Genomic DNA, 18974 nt, shown 5'->3' with positions numbered 1-18974 from the left:
AGCCGAGCCCATGCTCGGCTGCTTTTTTGTAGAGTCGAGCCAAGCCCCCTATCCCGAGTCGAGCGGCGGGCTCCGCGCGCATTGCGATGCGTTACGTTCAATGGCGCCCACGGTCAAGGGTGGCGCGGCTCGGCTCTACAGACACAGGACGCGGAGACACGATGGACGACGTCGACCTGCTGGTGATCGGTGGCGGCATCAATGGCGCCGGCATCGCCCGTGACGCCAGCGGTCGCGGCCTGCGCGTGCTGCTGTGCGAACAGCATGACCTGGCCGCGCACACCTCCAGCGCCAGCAGCAAGCTGATCCACGGCGGCCTGCGCTACCTGGAGCAGGGCGAGTTCGGGCTGGTGCGCAAGGCGCTGGGTGAACGCGAGGTGGTGCGCCGGCAGGCGCCCCATCTGGTCCATCCGCTGCGCTTCGTCCTGCCGTGGGAACCGCACCTGCGCCCGCGCTGGATGCTGCGCGCGGGGCTGTGGCTGTACGACCATCTGGGCCGGCGCAGCCCCGCCTTCCCCGCGTCACGCGCACTGGAACTGCAACACGATCCGCTCGGCCAGTGGCTCTCCCCGGCGCTGCGGCAGGCCTTCAGCTACGCCGATGCGCAGGTCGATGACGCGTGGCTGGTACTGCTCAACGCCCTGGATGCCGCGCAGCGGGGCGCACAGGTGCAGGTGCGCAGCCGCTGCATCGACCTGCACCCCGTGCAGGGCCGGTGGCGGGCTGTTCTGGAATCCGCCGATGGCCAGCGGCACCCCGTGAATGTCCGCGCCGTGGTCAATGCGGCGGGCCCGTGGGCCGGGGGCCTGCTGGAACGGATGCAGGCGCGCAGCGGCGGCCCTGCGCTGCGCCTGGTGCAGGGCAGCCACATCGTGCTGCGCAGGCCGTGGCCCGATGACAGCGCCTGCCTGCTGCAGCAGCCCGACGGGCGGGTGGTGTTCCTGCTGCCTTTCGCCCACGACCACCTGCTGGCGGGCACCACCGATACCGACTATCGCGGTGACCCGGCGCGCTGCAGCGCGCTGCCTTCCGAGGTGACCTACCTGTGCGAAGCGGCCAATCGCTACCTGCGTGACCCCATCGCCCCGGACGAGGTGGTCTGGGCGTTCGCCGGTGTCCGTCCATTGCTGGCCGACCCGGATCCGCGCGCAGCGCAGCTGAGCCGCGACTACCGCCTGCAGGTGCAGGTGGACCCGGCACCGGCGCTGCATGTACTGGGCGGCAAGCTGACCACCTACCGGGTGCTGGCCGAGGAGGCACTGGACCTGCTGCGCCCTGCCCTGCCACAGATGGGACCGGCCTGGACGGCGCGCGGAGACCCGCTGCCGGGCAGCGACTGGGGCGACGCCGCACAGGCGTGCTCGCGCCTGCTGGCGCTGGCACCGTGGTTGCCCGCAGGTATCGCGCGACGCTGGGCCGGGGCCTATGGCAGTCGCAGCGCGGAACTGCTGCAGGGTGTACAGGGCCTGCACGATCTGGGCGAGGACTTCGGCGGTGGCCTGCATGCACGCGAAGTGGACTTCCTGCGCGAACGCGAGTGGGCGTGTGACACCGACGATATCCTGTGGCGCCGGAGCAAGCTGGGGTTGCGGCTGGATGCTGCGCAGGTGGCACGGCTGCAGGCGTGGATGGAGGGTCGGATCCCTTTCCCACGGAAAGGGCTCTGCCCCCCGTGATGCCACGTGTGCCAACCCAGGTTGGCAGCTACCAGGGCAGCCGCGCGCGACGCGATCGATGCATTAGGATTTCCCCATCGCCATTGGAGACGCTGCATGACGCCCCGCTACGTGCTGGCCATCGACCAGGGCACCACCAGCTCGCGCGCGATCCTGTTCGACCGCGCCGGCGATATCGTCGGCAGCGCGCAGCGCGAGTTCGCGCAGATCTTCCCGCAGCCCGGCTGGGTCGAGCATGACCCGCGCGAGATCCTTACCAGCGTCTATGCCACATTGACCGAACTGCTCAGCCGCGGGCAGATCGACCCACGCCATATCGCCGCGCTGGGCATCACCAACCAGCGCGAAACCACCGTGGTCTGGGACCGTGCCACCGGCCAGCCGATCCACAACGCCATCGTCTGGCAATCGCGGCAGAGCCACGCCATCTGCGAGCGGCTGAAATCGGAGGGGCATGAAGCACTGATCCGCGAGCGGACCGGGCTGCTGATCGACGCCTATTTCTCCGCGACCAAGGTGCGCTGGATCCTCGACCACGTGGATGGTGCGCAGCAGCGCGCCGAACGTGGTGAGCTGCTGTTCGGCACCATCGACAGCTGGCTGGTGTGGAACCTCAGCGGTGGCCAGGCACATGTGACTGACTACAGCAATGCGGCGCGCACGCTGCTGTTCAACATCCACACGCTGGACTGGGATGACGACCTGCTGGCCCTGCTCGACATTCCGCGCGCGATGCTGCCGCAGGTGCGCGACTCCAGCGCGGTGTACGCACACACCCGGCCGCAGTTCTTCTTCGACCACCCGATCCCCATCGCCGGCATCGCCGGTGACCAGCAGGCGGCGCTGTTCGGCCAGGCTTGTTTCCAGCCGGGCATGGTCAAGAACACCTATGGCACCGGTTGCTTCATGTTGATGCACACCGGCGCGCAGGCGGTGCGGTCGCGCAACGGCCTGCTGACCACCATTGCCTGGGGCCTGGACGGGCGCGTGGAGTACGCGCTGGAGGGTTCGATCTTCATCGCCGGCTCGGTGGTGCAGTGGCTGCGCGATGGACTACGCATGATCGAACGCGCCAGCGACAGCCAGGCGCTGGCTGCGCAGGTGCCCGACAGTGGCGGCGCCTACCTGGTGCCGGCGTTCGTCGGCCTCGGCGCGCCCTATTGGCGCAGTGATGTGCGCGGTGCGATGTTCGGCCTGACCCGTGGCACCCGCAAGGCGCACTTCGTGCGCGCCGCGCTGGAAGCGATGGCCTACCAGACCCGCGATGTACTCGATGCGATGCAGTCCGATGCGGGTATCGCGCTGACCGAGCTGCGCGCTGATGGCGGTGCGATCGGCAACGACTTCCTGGCCGGTTTCCAGGCCGACATTCTCGGTGTGCCGCTGCTGCGGCCGCGACTGACCGAGACCACCGCGCTGGGTGCGGCCTATCTGGCCGGCCTGGCAGTGGGGTTCTGGAACAGCCGCGAACAGATCGCCGCGCAATGGGGCCTGGACCGGCGCTTCGAGCCACGGATGGAGGTGGCCCGGCGCGAGAAACTGTATGCGGGATGGCAGCAGGCGGTGGCCGCGACCCTCGCCTTCCACGTCGATTGAAACGGCAATGCCCTGCCCTGCTGCGGCACGTGGAGTGACACTGTAGAGCCGAGCCATGCTCGGCTGCTGCTGGCGGGATACCGCAAAAAGCAGAGCCGAGCATAGGCTCGGCTCTACAGGCGAATGGGCGCTGGCGTCAGAACGCCGGCAGCACCGCGCCCTTGTACTTGGTCTCGATGAACGCCTTCACCTGCGGGCTGGTCAGGGCCTTGGCCAGCTTCTGCACGCGGGCGTCGTCCTTGTTGTCCGGGCGCGCGACCAGGAAATTCACGTACGGCGAGTCCTTGCTCTCGATCGCCAGCGCATCCTGGGTCGGGTTGAGGCCTGCGTCCAGCGCGTAGTTGGTATTGATCAGGGCCAGGTCGACCTGGTCCAGCACGCGCGGCAGCATCGCCGAGTCCAGCTCGCGGAACTTCAGGTTCTTCGGATTGGCGATGATGTCGCGCTGGGTCGCCAGTGCGTTGGTCGGGTCCTTCAGCTCGATCACGCCGGCCTTGTGCAGCAGGATCAGCGCGCGGCTGTTGTTGCTCGGATCGTTCGGGATCACCACGTCGGCGCCTTCGCGCAGCTCGGCCAGCGACTTGACCTTGCGCGAGTACGCACCGAACGGCTCGATGTGCACGCCGATCACCTTCACCAGGTCGGTCTTGCGGTCGCGGTTGTAGGCATCCAGGTAGGGCTCGGTCTGGAAGTAGTTCGCATCCACCTGCTTCTGCACCAGCTGGTCGTTGGGCTGCACGTAGTCATTGAACACCCGCACGTCCAGGTCCACGCCTTCCTGCTTGAGGATCGGCTTGACCACCTCGAGGATCTCGGCATGCGGCACGGCCGTGGCGGCCACCACCAGCTTCTGCGAGGGCTCGCCGGACTTGCCGCAGGCGGTCAGGGCCAGCGCAGCGGCGAGCAGGGGCAGCAACAGGGTCTTTTTCATGGGGGATTGAATTCTCGGGGGAGTGTCAGGAGTTTTCGTAGTTGCTCAGGGCCAGCTCAAGCAACGCCTTGGCCTGCTCGCGCAGCATCATGGGCTCGACGATCTCGGCATCCGAGCCGTAATGCAGCACATCCATCAGCAGCTCGCGCGAGACGCTGTACGGCACCTTCAGCTCATAGCGGCCGTCGGCCAGGAAGCGGCCCTGCTGCTTGGAATGCCAGTGCTCGTCGGCCACCCAGCGCGCGGCCTTGGCGCTGAACAGGATGGTCGCCCAGCCCTTCGGCGCGCCAGAGAAGATGCCGTAGCTGGCGCCGAGCTGCTCGTCCAGCTCGCTGTCGGCGACGTCGCGCGCGGTGCTGTCGACCACCCGCGCCTTGTGGATGCGGTCGACCGCGAAACTGCGCAGGGCGTCGCGGTCATGGTCCCAGGCATCCAGGTACCAGTTGTCGCGATAGTGGGTCAGGCGCTGCGGCGAGACGGTGCGCTTGGTCGGCTCGTCGGTGGAACGGGCACGGTACTCGAACGCCAGCTGGCGGCGCTCCAGCACGGCCGATGCGACGCTGCGGAAGCTGCCTTCGTCAAACTTGCGGCCACGGTGCGGAATCACCCGCACGCGGTCGACCGGCCAGCTGGACACGCCGGCCTGGGCCGCCAGCAGGCTCTCGATGCGTTGCTGCAGCGGTGCCAGCACCGACGACAGCACACCACCGCCGGTCCGCGCCAGCAGGTGCTGCGAGGCCAGCAGGGCATGCAGCTCCTCCGAGCTGAGCCACAGGCCGGGCAGCTCGAAACGGTCGCTCTCGTCAGCCTGGTAGCGGAAGCCCGCCTCGCCGTCGCCCTCGATCGGTGCCATCAGCGCATCGCGCAGGAAGGCCAGGTCGCGGTAGACGGTGGCGCGGGAACAACCGAGCTTGTCCTGCAGGGTCGCCACCGTCACCGGATAGCGCGCGGACTTGAGCAGACGATGCAGGGCGGTGATGCGTTCGTATCGGTCCATACCCCCGATTATGTCCGAGTCGCGGGTCTTGTGTGGGACGTTTGGGCTATCGTGGTCGGCCCCACCCCCATGGAATGCCCGATGCGCCGGTTGCCTGCCCTGTCCCTGCTGGCCTGCCTGCTGCTGGCCGCCTGTGATCGCGCGCCGGCGCCGGCCGGCGCCGAGCCCCCGGTACCCGTCGCCGATCCGACGCAGGCGGTGCTGGGCGCCAGCCAGCGTTTCGCGGCCCTGCGCAGCTTCCACGCCGAACTGGAGGTGCTGGGCGCGCCGCAGCCGGTACGCAGCGGCATGGACTTCGTCGCGCCCGATCGTTTCCGGGTGGAGACGCCGGCGGGGCCGCAGACCATCATCGGCGACACCATGTTCCTGCAGGCCGACGGCGCGATCCGCCAGGTGCCGACCCCGCCCGGCCTGCTCGAGCAGTGGCGCAACCCGCTGCCCGCCGATGCCCTGCCCGCCGATCTGAAGGCCGAAGATCTCGGCAGCCAGTCGCTGGACGGGGTGCAGACCCGGCACTACCGGCTGCGCGGCACCCAGCCCGGGGAACGCCTGGAGTACTGGGTGGATGCCCAGGGCCTGCCACGCCAGATCGTACGCAGCGGCAGCAGCAATGGCCGCAGCTTCCAGCTGCGCCTGCGCTATTCGCGCTTCAACGACCCTGAGGTGCGCGTCGATCTGCCCTGAATAGGCGACCGCGCCAACGTTCGCTGAAGCGCGCATTGGATCGATTCGGACCGCCATCACGCTTCCAGTATCATCACCGGCTGTCAACCGTTCCGGAGAAGCCTCGATGTCCCTGCGCGTGTCCCTGCTGATCCCCCTGCTGCTGTGTGCGCCGCTCGCATACGCACAGGATGCCTCCGAACTGGCGGCGATGTCCTCGCCGTGGAGCGGCAGCGGCGGCGAGCTCGGCTTTGCCTCGGCACGCGGCAACAGCAGCACCGAGAGCTTCAACGGCCGTCTGCGCCTGCGCTACACCGACGGTGACTGGGTGCACAGCATGGACCTGTTCGGCCTGCGCTCCAGCTCCAAGGTGACCGAAACCAACGACGACGGCACCACCACCCGCCGCAACAACACCACCGCCAACCGCTACACCGGCAGTGCCGGCAGCGCGCTGCAGCTGGGCGAACACCGCCAGCTGACCGCGACGGTGCGTACGGAACGCGACGACTTCGCCACCTACGACCGCCAGAGCTCGTTCGGTCTGGGTTACGGCACCCGCCTGTGGAACACCGAGCGCTTCTCGTTCGACGCGCAGATCGGCCCCGGTGTGCGCCGCACCCACAGCACCGAGGACGACCGCACCCGCACCGGCCTGATCGGCCGTGGCCTGTTCGACATGAAGTATTCGCTGACTGACAACACCGACCTGGTCAACACGCTGCTGGTCGAATCCGGTTCGTACAACACCTTCGGCCAGAACGACTTCGGTGTCTCGGTGAGCATGAACGAGCACCTGGCACTGAAGGCCGGCTGGCAGGCGCGCTACAACAGTGACGTGGCCGAGGACAAGCGCAAGACCGATACGCTGACCACGATGAACGTGGTCTACAAGTTCAAGTAAGCAGAACGGGTGCCAGGGCGCCCGTTCTTCTTCCGGTAGTGCCGGCCGCTGGCCGGCAACTGCGTTCAAGTGGTGGCACGCGGTTGCCGGCCAGCGGCCGGCACTACCGGCGGTAGCTCAGACGTTCAGCAGTTCGCCGGCACCGGCTTCCAGCAGCATCTTCGCCACGCGCTGGCCCAGCGCCTCCGGATCCCGGGCCGGGCCCACCGCCTCGGCGCGCACCGCACGACCATCGCTGGCACTGCCGACCAGGCCCTGCAGGTGCAGGTCGTCGCCCTGCCACTGCGCGATGGCCGCCACCGGCACGTGGCAGCTGCCATGCAGCGCGCGGTTCATCGCCCGCTCGGCTTCCACGCAGGCGCGCGTAGCGGCGTCATCAAGCGTGGCGAACAGCGCCATCAGGCGCGTATTGCCACCGTCGCACTCCACCGCCACCGCGCCCTGCGCCGGTGCCGGCAGCCACTGCGGCGGCTGCAGGCGCGCGACGATGCGCCCGCCCAGGCCCAGGCGCTCCAGGCCGGCCACGGCCAGCACGATGGCGTCGTAACCACCATTGTCGAGCTTGGCCAGGCGGGTGTTGACGTTGCCGCGCAGGTCCAGCAATTCCAGATCCGGGCGCAGCGCGCGCAGCTGGGCCTGGCGGCGCAGCGATGAGGTGCCGACCCGCGCACCGATCGGCAGCGCGTCCAGCGAGGCGTACAGGTTGGAGACGAAACCATCGGCTGGATCGTGGCGGGTCAGCATCGCCGGCAGCGCGAAGGGTTCGTCCAGTTCCATCGGCACATCCTTCAGCGAGTGCACGGCGCAGTCGGCCTCACCGCGCAGCATGGCCAGCTCCAGCTCCTTCAGGAACAGGCCCTTGCCACCGATGGCGGCCAGCGAGCGGTCGAGCACCTCGTCACCGCGGGTGCTCATCGGCACCAGTTCCACATGCAGCCCGGGATGGGCCTGGCGCAGGCGGTTGGCGACGTGTTCGCTTTGCCAGAGGGCGAGCGGGCTCTTGCGGGTGGCGATGCGGACGGTTTCCATCCGGTCATTATCGCGCCTTCGGCGCGGATACGGCCAACGGCGGAGCCCCTCGTGGCTGGTGCTATCAAAGCAGAAGCCGTGCTTGGCCGGGGCGGTGGGGTCATGCGGGGACGCCGTGAACCCATCCCTGGGGGCTTGGCCGCGGCATCCATGCCGCGGACACCCCGCATGACCCCACCGCCCCGGCCCCTGACAGTTTCCGTGTGCGCCAGCCACGGAAGATCAAAAAAAAGAGTGCAGAAGCAAAGGCAACAGCCGACGGCTTCCGGGGTCACGGCTTCCGGGGTCAGATCCCTTTTCCGCAGGAAAAGGGATCTGACCCCTCTTCCCCCACCCGATAACAACAATGCCTTTGCCGTCCGACGCTGGACGAATGTGAGGGTTGGGCCGGGGTGGGGTGGCGGGACCGTTGGCGCCATGGATGGCGCCATCGAGCCCCCAGGGATGGGTCTACGGCGTGTCCCGCCACCCCACCCCGGCCCGACCCAGCACGTAAGAACAACGAGCCGGCCAACCTGCTGTTGATCTTGATGTTGATGTTGATCTGTAAGCAGTCGCGGCCGCAGGCCGCGCGGGACCACTCACAGATGCCGCAGTTCCTGCTTCAGCGTCGCCACACAGCGGCGGCTGACTTCCAGCGGCTGCCTGCCATGCCGCAGCACCGCCTGCACCTGCCCGCCGGAGCCGCGGCGCAGCTCCACCAGCTCGTGCCGCGCCACCAGGCAGTTGCGATGGATGCGGATGAAGCGGCTGGCGAACTCTTCCTCCAGCGACTTCAGCGATTCCTCGATCAGGTCCTCGCCGCGCGCGTGGTGCACCACCACGTACTTCTCTTCGGCCTGCAGGTAGTGGATGTCGTCCAGCGGAATCAGCCGCAGGCTGCCGCGCAGGCGTGCGCACAGTACGCTGCGTGCCTGCTGCCCGCTGTGCGCCTGCGGCTGGCCATCGCGACCGGCCAGGAATGTGCGTGCCCGTGCAATCGCCGCTGCCAGGCGTTCGGCGCGCACCGGCTTCATCAGGTAATCGATGGCTGCCGCTTCGAAGGCCGACAGCGCATGCGCATCGTAGGCAGTGCAGAACACCACCGCCGGCCGCGGTTCGAAGCTGGCCAGGTGGCGGGCTGCTTCCAGGCCGTCCAGCCCAGGCATTGCGATGTCCAGCAGGACCAGGTCCGGCTGCAGCTCCGCGCACGCGTGCAGGGCCTGCTCGCCGTTGCCGGCCTCGGCCACCACGTCCACGCCGTCCTGTGCGGCCAACAGGCTGCGCAGGCGCTCACGCGCCAGTGGTTCGTCATCGGCGATGACTACCCTCACGATCGTCCCCTCACTGGATCGGCACTGTCACCTGGCAGGCATAGTAGCCCTCGCTCCAGCCAGCCGTCATCCGCGCGGCACTGCCAAAGCGCCAGGCCAGCCGATGGCCGATGCTGTGCTGGGCATGGCCGGCCCCCCGCGCCAGGGCCAGCCCGGGCGCCTGCGGATCAGGCGCGGGATTGCGCACGCGGATCTGCAGATCGTTGCCCTCGCGCAGCAGCTGCAGCTCGATGGTGCCGCCCTCGGGCAGGCGCGAAATGCCATGCAGCACGGCGTTTTCCACCAGCGGCTGCAGTACCAGCCTTGGCAATGGCAGGTCCCACGGCAGCGGCTCGTCACGTTGCCAGCGCACCTGCAGGCGTTCGCCCAGGCGCAGCGATTCGATCGACAGGTAGCGCTCGGCCAGTTCGCATTCGTCGCGCAGGGTGGAATCGCCCTCGCCTGCACCGAGCGCAGCACGGAACAGATCGGACAGGTCGAGCACGGCACGCTCGGCCACCGCCGGGTCCCGATGCAGCAGGCTGGCGATGAGGTTCATGCTGTTGAACAGGAAATGCGGGCGGATGCGCGCCTGCAGCGCATCGGCCTGGGCGCGTGCATTGGCCTGCACCTGCGCGGCCCAGCGGTCGCTGACATAGAAGTAGCGCAGCGCCAGCGCGGTGATCAGCGCGGTGGTGGCGGCGCTGCCGAGGGTGAAGCGCCAGAAGCTGATGCCGTTGGCGAAGCTGTCACCCAGCACCGCGTACAGCGCGTGCACGATGCCGGCGCAGACCACCGCGATCAGGGCCGCCAGTGCGATGGCAGCGACCGCCCCCATCACCTGCGGCAGCCTGGACAGCGCCTGCCGCAGCAGGCACAGGCTGGCGGTCACGGCCAGCGCCAGCCACAGCGCGAAGCCGCTGGCCGACAGCAGCTCGCCAACGGTCCAGTGGCGGCTGCCATCCGGGGCCAGGGCCAGCACCACCACCACCAGCTCGGCCAGGCCCAGCATCGCCGCCAGCCGCGGCAGGCGGCACAGTTCCGGCATCCACGGCGATGGGCTGGCCAGGGGCATGGCTCAGGCCGCGCCCAGCCGTTCCTGCAGCCAGTCACCCAGTGCCTGGATTTCCTCGGCACAGACCTGGTGGGCCATCGGGTAGCTGTGCCACGCCACGTCCAGGCCCAGCGTACGCAGCGCCTGTGCGCTGTGGGCCGCCACGGCCTGCGGAATCACCGGGTCGCCACTGCCATGGGCCATGAACACCGGCACCTGCACCGCGCCTTCAACGCGCGTGGCACTGTCGGCTTCGGGCAGATAGGTGGACAGGGCGATCAGGCCGGCCAGTGGCGCGGTGCGCGACAGCGCAGCAGTCAGGATGATCGCACCACCCTGCGAGAAGCCGGCCAGGAAGATCTTCTCCGCCGCGACGCCACGCTCGATCTCGCGCGCGATCAGCGCGTCCAGCTGCACCACCGATTCCTGCACGCCGGCCATGTCGGCACGCGACCGGAAGTCCATGCCGACGATGTCGTACCAGCCGCGCATGGGCACGCCGTTGTTGATCGTGATCGGCCGCACCGGTGCGTGCGGGAACACGAAGCGCAGCGCCGGCCAGTGCGGCCGCACCAGCTCCGGCACGATCGGCGCGAAATCATGGCCATCGGCGCCGAGGCCGTGCAGCCAGATCACCGACCACTGCGGCGAGGCGCCGGTTTCCTGTTCCACCGTTTGCAGCATGATGCGGCTCCTTCAAGTTCGAGCCGCATTATGCCGCTGGCGTGGGGCAATCAGTACAGCGGCGGTTGCTCGGCCGCTTCGCGCCGCAGCTGCGCGGCGCGGACCAGTACCGGTGGCGGGATGTTCTCTTCGGGAATGTCCAGCAGGCCCAGGCGATGCAGGAAGGCGCCCGGACCACGCGAGGAGGTCAGCGCCACCACCGGAATGGCCAACACCATGCCGATCACCACCGGCGCCATCCACGCCGCCAGCGACGGCGACACGGCCCAGGCCAGCACGCCCATGAAGGCGCCGAACACACCCAGGCCACCGTAGCCGCGGATCAGTGCCAGCCACGAGATGCCGCCGTCGTCACGCTGCTGCGCATCCCAGCCGGAATCGCGGCCGGACAACACTTCGGCCACGCCCCGCGACTGCACGTACATCACCACCGGCGCCATCAGCGCGGCCAGCACGGTTTCCACCAGCATCGACACGAAGGCACGGATCGCACCGCCGCAGCCACGGCGGTCGACCGGGTCCAGCAGCATCGCCAGGTAGCCCAGCACCTTGGGCAGCAGCAGTACCGCCATCGTGGCGGCGAACAGGCGCACCACCTGCTCTTCGTCCTGTGCGCGCCAGTACACGCTGGGCGACAGGTGCAGCAGGGCATTGAAGTCGATGCCCTCCTGGAACAGCGGGATGGCGATGCCGATCAGCATCAGCATTGCCCACATCGGTGCGGTGAAATAGTGGCCGATGCCGATCAGCATGTGCGTGCGGCTGATCCAGTGCAGGCCGCGGCTGCCCACGACCTTGCCGTGCTGCAGGTTGCCCTGGCACCAGCGGCGGTCGCGTACCAGCAGATCGGTCAGCGTCGGCGGGCCCTCTTCATAGCTGCCACCGAGGTAGGGCACCATGTGCGCGGCCCAGCCGCCACGACGCATCAACGCTGCTTCGACGAAGTCATGGCTGAGCACGTGGCCGCCGAACGGCTTGCGCCCCGGCAGCGCCGGCAGGCCGGCGTGGTCGGCGAAGGCGCGGGTACGGATGATGGCGTTGTGGCCCCAGTAGTTGCTCTCGGCGCCATGCCACCAGGCCACGCCACGGGCGATCACCGGCCCGTACACGCGGCCACCGAACTGCTGCATGCGTGCGAACAGGGTGCGGCCGCCGATCACCGACGGCAGGGTCTGGATCAGGCCGACGTCGGCGTTGTGCTCCATGCCGGCCACCAGGCGCACGATGCTGTCGCCGGTCATCAGGCTGTCGGCGTCGAGGATCAGCATCTGCGGGTAGGCACCGCCGAAGCGACGGACCCAGTCGGCGATGTTGCCGGCCTTGCGCCCGCTGTTGTCACCACGGCGGCGGTAGAACAGGCGGATCTGCCCGTCCGGCACCCGCTCGCGCAGCTCGCCGAACACCCGCTCCTCGGCAGCGGCGATGTCCTCGCGACGGGTATCGCTGAGCACGAAGAAATCGAATCGGCCGAGCTGGCCGGTGGCCGCCACCGACTCGTAGATCGCCTGCAGGCCCGCCAGCAGGCGGCGCGGGTCTTCGTTGTAGGTCGGCATCAGCAGCGCGGTGCGGCTGTGCACGGTCGGCAGCGGCTTGTCCGGGTCGATGCCGAGGCGATAGCCACGGTCGAACACGGCGGTCAGGAAGCCGGCCAGGGCGCTGGCGAAAGACAGCGCGATCCAGGCAAACAGGCCAACGAACAGCACCAGCAGGCAGGCTTCGAGCACGCTGATGCCATTGGCCGACAGCACCCGCCACATCATCCGCGTGGCCACGGCGGTCATGCCGAGCGTGCCACCGAAGATGTACAGCCGGCGCAGGCCGATCAGGCGCGGCGACGTGCGATGCCGCCGGACCTTCAGTGCACCTTCGCGCAGGGTCTGTTCGGGCATCTGCAACGGCGATTCAGCGGGCAGCAGCGCCCAGCCGGCGTCGAGCCGGGGCGTTTCTGCTTCCGCATGGATGGTCTGCACCCCCATCGCCGCCTACTCCGCGCCGTCGGCACGGCCGGCCATCCCGGCCGGGCTGCATGCACCAAGGTTCCCGGCGCGCTTTCCCGGCGCCCGCACTTGTCCAGACTGTGTCGGCTTCAGGCCGCACAGTCGATGTCTGTCACTACCGGAACCCACACGATCTCCAACGGGGCGGAATCGAAAATGCGGCCCAGTCTAGGGCGCTGAATGTAAGCCGGGTGCGAAGGCCTACGCCGGGATTTATCCCCATTCAGCAAATAGCAGGCGATCACGTCGGGGGATGGCCAGATGTCATTGCATCGCCCCGGGTACTGGATCGTATCAAACGCGAACGGTTATCATTTCATTAACCAGGCAGGTCACCGTCTTCCGCACGGCCGCGACCCACCCAGCTGCGCCGGTCCACACCGCGCGCACCGACGACCCACGGAAGGGTGGCTGCCTGCTGTCTGCCTGCGCCTGCTGCTTCCACCGGGTCACCCCACCTCCCATGGAAGCCGCCATGTCCCCATCGTCCCGTTCCCGTTCCGCGCGCCTGCCGCGCACCCGCCTGGCCCCTGCCCTGGCCTCCGCCTGCCTGCTGGCCCTGCCAGGCGTGGCCGCTGCAGAGGCCGGCGCCGATGCCTCCACCAAGGATCTGGATACCGTGGTGGTCACCGCCTCGGGCAGCCAGCAATGGATCAAGGATGCCCCGGCCAGCATCAGCGTGATCAGCCGTGAGGACATCGAGCGCCAGCCGGTTCCCGACCTGGCCACCCTGCTCAGCCGCGTGCCGGGCGTGACCGGCGGCCTCAGCGCCGTCGGCGAACAGTCCAAGATCAAGCTGCGCGGCATGCCGTCCAACTACACGCTGGTGCTGGTGGACGGCAAGCGCATGGGCAGCTCGGCCGCGACCAACTACCGCCCCGACCTCGGCCGCCAGGACCTGAACTGGATCTCGCCCGACCAGATCGAACGCATCGAAGTGGTGCGTGGGCCGATGTCCTCGCTGTACGGCTCCGACGCCATGGGCGGGGTGATCAACATCATCACCCGGCGCATCGGCGACGAATGGAACGGCAGCGCCACCCACAGCTACACCCGTCCCGGTGATGGCAAGCGCGGCGATACCCAGCAGATCGGCGCGACCTTCTCCGGCCCGCTGGGCGAACGCTTCGGCCTGCGCATCGGTGCCAACAGCATGCGCCGTGATTCGGACCAGTCCAACCACGGTGTCTACGGCAATGCCTACGCCGGCGAGAAGGACCGCACTGTCGATGCGCTGCTGCAGTGGAAGCTGAGCGACGCACAGGAACTGTCGCTGGAGGCCGGCCATGGCGTGCAGCAGGCCTTCATCGATGCGTCGCTGGAAAAGCAGGACGAAGGCGCCTGGGGAGCCAGTGAGCTCAAGCGCAGCTCGCTGGCGCTCAACCACGATGGCACGTGGAGCTTCGGCACCTCCAGGCTCAGCGCGTACTGGACCGAATACAAGAACGACATCGGCGCCACCGGCCGCTCAGAGGCCACCGACACGATCATCGAAGGCAGCCTGACCACGCCGTTCACTCTGGGCGTTGAACACCAGTTTGCCGTGGGTGGGCAGTGGAAGCGCCAGGAACTGACCAACACCGATACCATCGGCCGCGCGCCGATCGACTACGCCGGCAACGCCGTCAGCGGCTCCAGCCTGGAAGTGGATACCTGGGCGCTGTTTGTTGAAGACGAACTGAAGCTGCACCGCACCCTGGCCCTGACCGTGGGCGCGCGCCTGGACCACCATGAGAAGTTCGGCGGCCACGTCAGCCCGCGTGCGTACCTGGTCTGGCATCCGGCCGAACAGTGGACCATCCGCGGTGGCGTCTCCAAGGGGTTCCGTGCGCCCAGTCTGACCGAGAATTCGGCCACCGCTGCCACCCAGTCCGGCGGCCGAGGCTGCACCTCGCTGATCCCGCTGGGGTATACCCGCGGCGGGTGCTACATGGCCGGCAACCCGGACCTGGATCCGGAAACCAGCACCAACCGCGAGATCGGCATCAGCTTCGACAATGACCTGATCGATGTTGGCGTGACCTACTTCCACACCGACTTCCGGAACAAGATCGAATACGCACCGCTGGGCCGCTTCAACGGCATCTGGTGGACGCGCATGAGCAACGTGCAGCGCGCGCGCACCAGCGGCATGGAAGGCAACTTCAACGTCCGCTTCGGCGAGCAGTGGCGCTGGCGCACCTCGGCGACCTGGATGAAGGAAGCCAGGAACCTGACCACCGGCCGCAACCTGATCGATACGCCGGAATTCTCCGGCTACTCGTCGCTGGACTGGACGCCGAATACGGTGTTCTCCGGCAGCCTGTCGGCGCAGTACACCGGCAAGCAGACCGGCACCGCCACGACCTTCCTCAAGGCCTACACCCTGTATGACCTGACCGTGGCATGGAACGTCAACGAGGTGCTGACCCTGCGCGGTGGCGTCAGCAACCTGGCCGACAAGAAGCTGTATGCGGAAGGCTCCACCGACTACTTCGTCGCCGGGCGCAGCTACTTCCTCAGCATGACCGCGCGCTTCTGACCGGCGGCACGCGCCGTGATCGCGCTGGCGACATGCCAGCGCGATCGACGGTATTGCGGGTCACTCGCTTTCCAGCGCGGCCGGTGCCGCGTCCCGCGTGGCGGCCGTGCGCGCACGGTCCATCGCCACCGCCAGTTGCTGGCGTGCGAGCAGTTGTTGTGCCTGCACCACTTCAGGTGTCGGCAGGAGCACCGGTCCCGGTGCGTTTTCCGGTGTAGCAGGTGTGGTCATGCAACCTCCATGGACATCCCGCCGCCGCACGGGTCCAACCGGGGCGGCAGCGGAACTGCGCACCCTATCCTAAAAACAAGGCGGGCGGGTGACGGTGCGGCACCCGGCCGCAGCACGTGGAACACGGCACGCGTCACATTTTTGACGGCTGCCCTTGGATCCTGAATAGGACTTGCCTTATCATGAAAACGTTTTCTCACAGGGATGTTTCCCCCAAATGAATACCACTGACCTGTCCCAGTTCAGCCCGAAGTGGCAGTTCCGCTTCAACTTCTTCCGCCAGCATGGCGCGCCCAAGAATCCCGGTTTCAAGCAGGCCTGGAAGGCGCTGTCGTTCGGTGACCGCCTGAAGATCAACCTGAACTTCTTCGCGTTGTTCTTCGGTGCGATCTACCTGTTGATCCTGGGCATGTGGCGCAAGGCGCTGGTGGTCATCGGCATCAACATCGCGCTGGCCATCGTCAGCATGTTCCTTCCCGACGTCGTCGGGCGCATGCTGTTCATCGCGATGAATCTGCTGGTCGCCTCCAGCACCAACTACAGCTACTACCTGGAGAAGGTGGAAGGTCGCGCCAGCTGGAACCCGTTTGAAGGAATGTTCTAAGCCATCAGACCGGCGCAGGGATGCGCGGCAAGGACGCAACCGACGCCCGGCCCCCGCCGGGCGTCTTCATTTGCGCGATCAGGCCGCGCGGCGTGCCACGGCCGCCGGCTCGGCCTGCAGGCGGAAGCGCGACACCGCCACCGCCAGCTGCTCGGCCTGCTCCTCCATCGCGCGCGCGGCGGCACTGGCTTCCTCCACCAGCGCGGCGTTCTGCTGGGTGGTTTCGTCCATCTGCACCACAGTCTGGTTGACCTGCTCGATGCCGGCCGATTGTTCGCGCGACGCGGCCGAGATCTCGGCCATGATCTCGTTGACCCGACCGACCTGACCGACGATGTCCTGCATGGTGCGCCCCGCGCCGTGCACCAGCTGCGCACCGGCACCGACCTGGGCCACCGAGGCGTCGATCAGCTCCTTGATCTCCTTCGCAGCACCCGCCGAACGCTGCGCCAACGCGCGCACTTCACTGGCAACCACGGCGAAGCCACGGCCCTGCTCACCGGCGCGCGCCGCTTCCACTGCTGCGTTCAACGCCAGGATGTTGGTCTGGAACGCAATCCCATCGATCACCGAGATGATCTCGGCGATGCGCTGCGAAGACGCCTCGATCTGCTCCATGGTGTGCACCACCTGGCTGACCACCTGGCCGCCTTCGCTGGCCACGCCCGCCGCGGAACCGGCCAGCGCGTTGGCCTGCAGCGCGTGGTCGGCGTTCTGGCGCACGGTGGAGGTCAGTTCTTCCATCGACGCGGCGGTTTCTTCCAGGTTGGCAGCCTGCTGTTCGGTACGGCGCGACAGGTCGCTGTTGCCGGCAGCGATCTCACCGGCGGCCAGGCGGATGCTGGCTGCCGACTGCTGGATCTGGCCGACGATCTGGGTCAGGTGCTGCACGGTGCTGTTGGCATCGTCGCGCATCACCGCAAACACCCCATGGAAGTCACCCTGCATGCGGGTACTGAGGTCACCGCCGGCGATCGCGCGCAGCAGCGTCGACAGTGCGGCCAGGTTGTGGTCGCTGACTTCCATCATGGTGTTGAGGGTCTCCACCATGCGGCGGAAATCGTGGTCGAAGCGCAGTGCATCACCGCGCACGGCGAAGTCACCGGCGGCGGCCGCAGCGGCAAGCTGCTGGATCTGCTCGTTGATCGCGGCCAGGTTGCGCTTGGTGGTCGCCATCGCAGCGGTGAACACCGCCTTCTCGCCCGGCAGTGCTTCCATGTCCACGCTTAGGTCGCCGACGGCATAGCGCTGCATCACTTCAACCAGGCGCTGGGTGACCGCGTTGCTGGAGGCCACCAGCTGGTTGCTGTCGGCCACCATGCGGCCGTACTCGCCCGGGAACGCCGCGGCATCCATACGGTAGCTGAGTTCACCGGCATCGTGGCGGCGCGCCATTTCGGCCTGCGCAGCCATCACCGCCTGCAGCTGGCCGCGCATGCCCTGCATCGCGTCCAGCAGGCGCCCCACTTCGTCGTTGCTGCGCGCCGGCAGGGTGCTGTCCAGCTTGCCGGCGGCGACGTCACCGGCCACGCGCACCGCTTCGGCCAGCGGGCGGATCGCCAGGCGGCGCAGCAGTATGTAGACACCGGCGCTGAGGGTCAGCGCGGCGATCACGCCGACCAGCAGGGTCAGCCACAGCAGCTGGCGCGCTTCGGCCACGATCACCGCATGCGGCATCACCACGCCCAGCGCGAAGCGCTGCGGGGCATCGCCCACGCGCAGCGGCACATACACGCGCACGTTGCCGGCCGCATCGGGGCTGAAGGCCTCGAAGGGGCGGTCGGCGGCGATCTCGGCCAGCATGCTGCGGGTCAGTGCGTCGTTGCGAGGCTTGCCGATTTCGGCGGCATTGGCCGAGGCCAGCACCACGCCCTTCGGCGACAGCAGTTCGACGCGGCCGGCCCCCATCGGCTTCAGCGTGGCCAGGTGCTTCTGCAACGCTGCCAGCGAGAAGTCGACGGTGAAGACACCGAGGAACCTGTCGTTCTCGATGATCGGCGTGCTCAGCGTACTCATCAGCACCTGCTGCCCGGCGATGTCATAGGCATACGGTTCGCTCACTTTCGGCAGCTTGTCGCGGCTGGGCACCATGTACCAGTCACCGGAACCGCTGGCGGTCTCGGTGTAATCGGTCATCACCGACTGCTGCGGCTTGCCCTCCTGCCAGGCCCAGTAGCTCATGTAGCGGCCGGTGGCATCGTGCGCCTCGGTGTTGACGAACTCGGCATCCTTGCCGTCGAAGGCATCGGCCTCCCACATGGTGCTCTTGCCCAGCCATTCGGGATGGGCGCGCAGCTGCTCGCCCAGCACCGCCGCCAGGCTGGCGCGGTCGGGCACGTCACCACGGGCGCGCTGGGCCAGCACGCTTTCAACCATGGCATCGTTGCTGGCAAAGGCGGTGCCCAGATCGGCCGCCACCTGGCGCGCCTCAGCGGTCGCCTCGCTGGTCATGGTCTGGCGCGAGGCGCTGATAAGGCTGGCGCTGGCCTGTCGGTAGATCAGGAACGCGGTCAGGCCGAAGCACAGCAGCGCGATCGCGGCGGTGCCCAGCATCAGCTTGTGGGCGATGCTGCCCGGGCGGCGGGCAGCGGCGGAACGGGAAGAAGGCATGGGAGGGTCCGCAAGGCAGTTCAGGACGACCGGCACCACGAAGGCACCGCGCAGGCGCGCGATCCGTCGCGCAGGCCACCGGCCGCCGGGCGGGCCCGGCGCTGGAAGCGCACCGGGTTAGCGGCCGCCCGCCAACGAGGTTGAGGCGACCGGCCTGCACATTCCTGAATCTGCTCAGGGTCGGG

15 protein-coding genes are annotated in these 18974 nt (G+C 68.1%); 6 read left to right on the top strand and 9 right to left on the bottom strand.

The genetic code is table 11. From position 1 onward, the window contains the following. Positions 1 to 161: 161 nt before the first annotated feature. On the top strand, positions 162 to 1676 hold the full coding sequence (gene glpD, locus E5790_RS12675) for a glycerol-3-phosphate dehydrogenase (protein ID WP_136191757.1): 1515 nt from the start codon (positions 162 to 164) through the stop codon (positions 1674 to 1676). 96 nt (positions 1677 to 1772) lie between these two features. Then, a complete protein-coding gene (glpK, locus tag E5790_RS12670; protein WP_014648505.1) occupies positions 1773 to 3272 on the top strand; it encodes a glycerol kinase GlpK in 1500 nt (499 codons plus the stop codon). A 136-nt stretch (positions 3273 to 3408) separates the two neighbouring features. Here glpK and E5790_RS12665 read toward each other — a convergent pair whose 3' ends face one another. Both E5790_RS12665 and E5790_RS12660 read right to left on the bottom strand, forming a co-directional pair. Continuing rightward, complete coding sequence (locus E5790_RS12665; RefSeq protein ID WP_014648506.1) at positions 3409 to 4203, bottom strand: MetQ/NlpA family ABC transporter substrate-binding protein; 795 nt, start codon at positions 4201 to 4203, stop codon at positions 3409 to 3411. Positions 4204 to 4228: 25 nt separating this feature from the next. After that, positions 4229 to 5200, bottom strand: a complete 972-nt coding sequence (locus E5790_RS12660) for a YafY family protein (RefSeq protein WP_014648507.1) — start codon at positions 5198 to 5200, stop codon at positions 4229 to 4231. Positions 5201 to 5281: 81 nt separating this feature from the next. On the opposite strand from E5790_RS12660, the gene E5790_RS12655 reads away from it, so the two are divergent. Further along, positions 5282 to 5884 (top strand): hypothetical protein, encoded by a 603-nt coding sequence (locus E5790_RS12655; RefSeq protein ID WP_111206398.1) that lies wholly within the window; start codon positions 5282 to 5284, stop codon positions 5882 to 5884. Positions 5885 to 5990: 106 nt separating this feature from the next. Next, positions 5991 to 6767, top strand: coding sequence for a DUF481 domain-containing protein (locus E5790_RS12650; RefSeq protein ID WP_032961276.1), 777 nt, complete (start codon positions 5991 to 5993; stop codon positions 6765 to 6767). Positions 6768 to 6884: 117 nt separating this feature from the next. Here the strand turns inward: E5790_RS12650 and hemC are convergent, their stop codons facing one another. The 5 genes from hemC to mdoH form a co-directional block, all read right to left on the bottom strand. Beyond that, positions 6885 to 7796, bottom strand: a complete 912-nt coding sequence (gene hemC / locus E5790_RS12645; protein WP_014648510.1) for a hydroxymethylbilane synthase — start codon at positions 7794 to 7796, stop codon at positions 6885 to 6887. Positions 7797 to 8377: 581 nt separating this feature from the next. Further along, the gene (locus tag E5790_RS12640; RefSeq protein WP_014648511.1) at positions 8378 to 9109 is read right to left on the bottom strand and encodes a LytTR family DNA-binding domain-containing protein; all 732 of its coding nucleotides are present in this window, start codon (positions 9107 to 9109) and stop codon (positions 8378 to 8380) included. Between the two features lie 10 nt (positions 9110 to 9119). Next, positions 9120 to 10136: a sensor histidine kinase gene (locus E5790_RS12635; protein ID WP_032958398.1), complete on the bottom strand. Its 1017-nt coding sequence runs from the start codon at positions 10134 to 10136 to the stop codon at positions 9120 to 9122. 30 nt (positions 10137 to 10166) lie between these two features. Then, the gene (locus E5790_RS12630; RefSeq protein ID WP_014648513.1) at positions 10167 to 10826 is read right to left on the bottom strand and encodes an alpha/beta hydrolase; all 660 of its coding nucleotides are present in this window, start codon (positions 10824 to 10826) and stop codon (positions 10167 to 10169) included. A 50-nt stretch (positions 10827 to 10876) separates the two neighbouring features. Then, entirely contained in the window at positions 10877 to 12802 is a 1926-nt protein-coding gene (mdoH, locus tag E5790_RS12625) for a glucans biosynthesis glucosyltransferase MdoH (protein WP_041863849.1), read from the bottom strand. A 496-nt stretch (positions 12803 to 13298) separates the two neighbouring features. On the opposite strand from mdoH, the gene E5790_RS12615 reads away from it, so the two are divergent. Then, a complete protein-coding gene (locus tag E5790_RS12615; protein WP_111206669.1) occupies positions 13299 to 15344 on the top strand; it encodes a TonB-dependent receptor in 2046 nt (681 codons plus the stop codon). Between the two features lie 60 nt (positions 15345 to 15404). On the opposite strand, the gene E5790_RS21925 is transcribed toward E5790_RS12615, so the two are convergent. After that, positions 15405 to 15575: a hypothetical protein gene (locus E5790_RS21925; RefSeq protein WP_005419553.1), complete on the bottom strand. Its 171-nt coding sequence runs from the start codon at positions 15573 to 15575 to the stop codon at positions 15405 to 15407. A 217-nt stretch (positions 15576 to 15792) separates the two neighbouring features. Here E5790_RS21925 and E5790_RS12610 point away from each other — a divergent pair, with 217 nt between their 5' ends. After that, entirely contained in the window at positions 15793 to 16179 is a 387-nt protein-coding gene (locus E5790_RS12610) for a DUF2628 domain-containing protein (protein ID WP_014648516.1), read from the top strand. Positions 16180 to 16257: 78 nt separating this feature from the next. On the opposite strand, the gene E5790_RS12605 is transcribed toward E5790_RS12610, so the two are convergent. Beyond that, positions 16258 to 18789 (bottom strand): methyl-accepting chemotaxis protein, encoded by a 2532-nt coding sequence (locus tag E5790_RS12605; protein ID WP_111206671.1) that lies wholly within the window; start codon positions 18787 to 18789, stop codon positions 16258 to 16260. Between the last annotated feature and the right edge of the window lie 185 nt (positions 18790 to 18974).

It is taken from the genome of Stenotrophomonas sp. PAMC25021 (assembly GCF_004795795.1).
GTDB lineage: Bacteria > Pseudomonadota > Gammaproteobacteria > Xanthomonadales > Xanthomonadaceae > Stenotrophomonas > Stenotrophomonas muris.
The sequence above is the reverse complement of the archived record's forward strand: the minus strand, read 5'-3'. Positions and strand labels throughout refer to the sequence as shown.

Excerpts from the sequence above, each read along its gene's own strand:
- glpD (WP_136191757.1), top strand. The coding sequence starts at position 162 with ATGGACGACGTCGACCTGCTGGTGATCGGTGGCGGCATCAATGGCGCC.
- mdoH (WP_041863849.1), bottom strand. The coding sequence starts at position 12,802 with ATGGGGGTGCAGACCATCCATGCGGAAGCAGAAACGCCCCGGCTCGAC.
- E5790_RS12665 (WP_014648506.1), bottom strand. The coding sequence starts at position 4,203 with ATGAAAAAGACCCTGTTGCTGCCCCTGCTCGCCGCTGCGCTGGCCCTG.
- E5790_RS21925 (WP_005419553.1), bottom strand. The coding sequence starts at position 15,575 with ATGACCACACCTGCTACACCGGAAAACGCACCGGGACCGGTGCTCCTG.
- E5790_RS12650 (WP_032961276.1), top strand. The coding sequence starts at position 5,991 with ATGTCCCTGCGCGTGTCCCTGCTGATCCCCCTGCTGCTGTGTGCGCCG.
- glpK (WP_014648505.1), top strand. The coding sequence starts at position 1,773 with ATGACGCCCCGCTACGTGCTGGCCATCGACCAGGGCACCACCAGCTCG.
- E5790_RS12610 (WP_014648516.1), top strand. The coding sequence starts at position 15,793 with ATGAATACCACTGACCTGTCCCAGTTCAGCCCGAAGTGGCAGTTCCGC.
- E5790_RS12605 (WP_111206671.1), bottom strand. The coding sequence starts at position 18,789 with ATGCCTTCTTCCCGTTCCGCCGCTGCCCGCCGCCCGGGCAGCATCGCC.
- E5790_RS12630 (WP_014648513.1), bottom strand. The coding sequence starts at position 10,826 with ATGCTGCAAACGGTGGAACAGGAAACCGGCGCCTCGCCGCAGTGGTCG.
- E5790_RS12660 (WP_014648507.1), bottom strand. The coding sequence starts at position 5,200 with ATGGACCGATACGAACGCATCACCGCCCTGCATCGTCTGCTCAAGTCC.
- E5790_RS12635 (WP_032958398.1), bottom strand. The coding sequence starts at position 10,136 with ATGCCGGAACTGTGCCGCCTGCCGCGGCTGGCGGCGATGCTGGGCCTG.
- E5790_RS12615 (WP_111206669.1), top strand. The coding sequence starts at position 13,299 with ATGTCCCCATCGTCCCGTTCCCGTTCCGCGCGCCTGCCGCGCACCCGC.
- hemC (WP_014648510.1), bottom strand. The coding sequence starts at position 7,796 with ATGGAAACCGTCCGCATCGCCACCCGCAAGAGCCCGCTCGCCCTCTGG.
- E5790_RS12655 (WP_111206398.1), top strand. The coding sequence starts at position 5,282 with ATGCGCCGGTTGCCTGCCCTGTCCCTGCTGGCCTGCCTGCTGCTGGCC.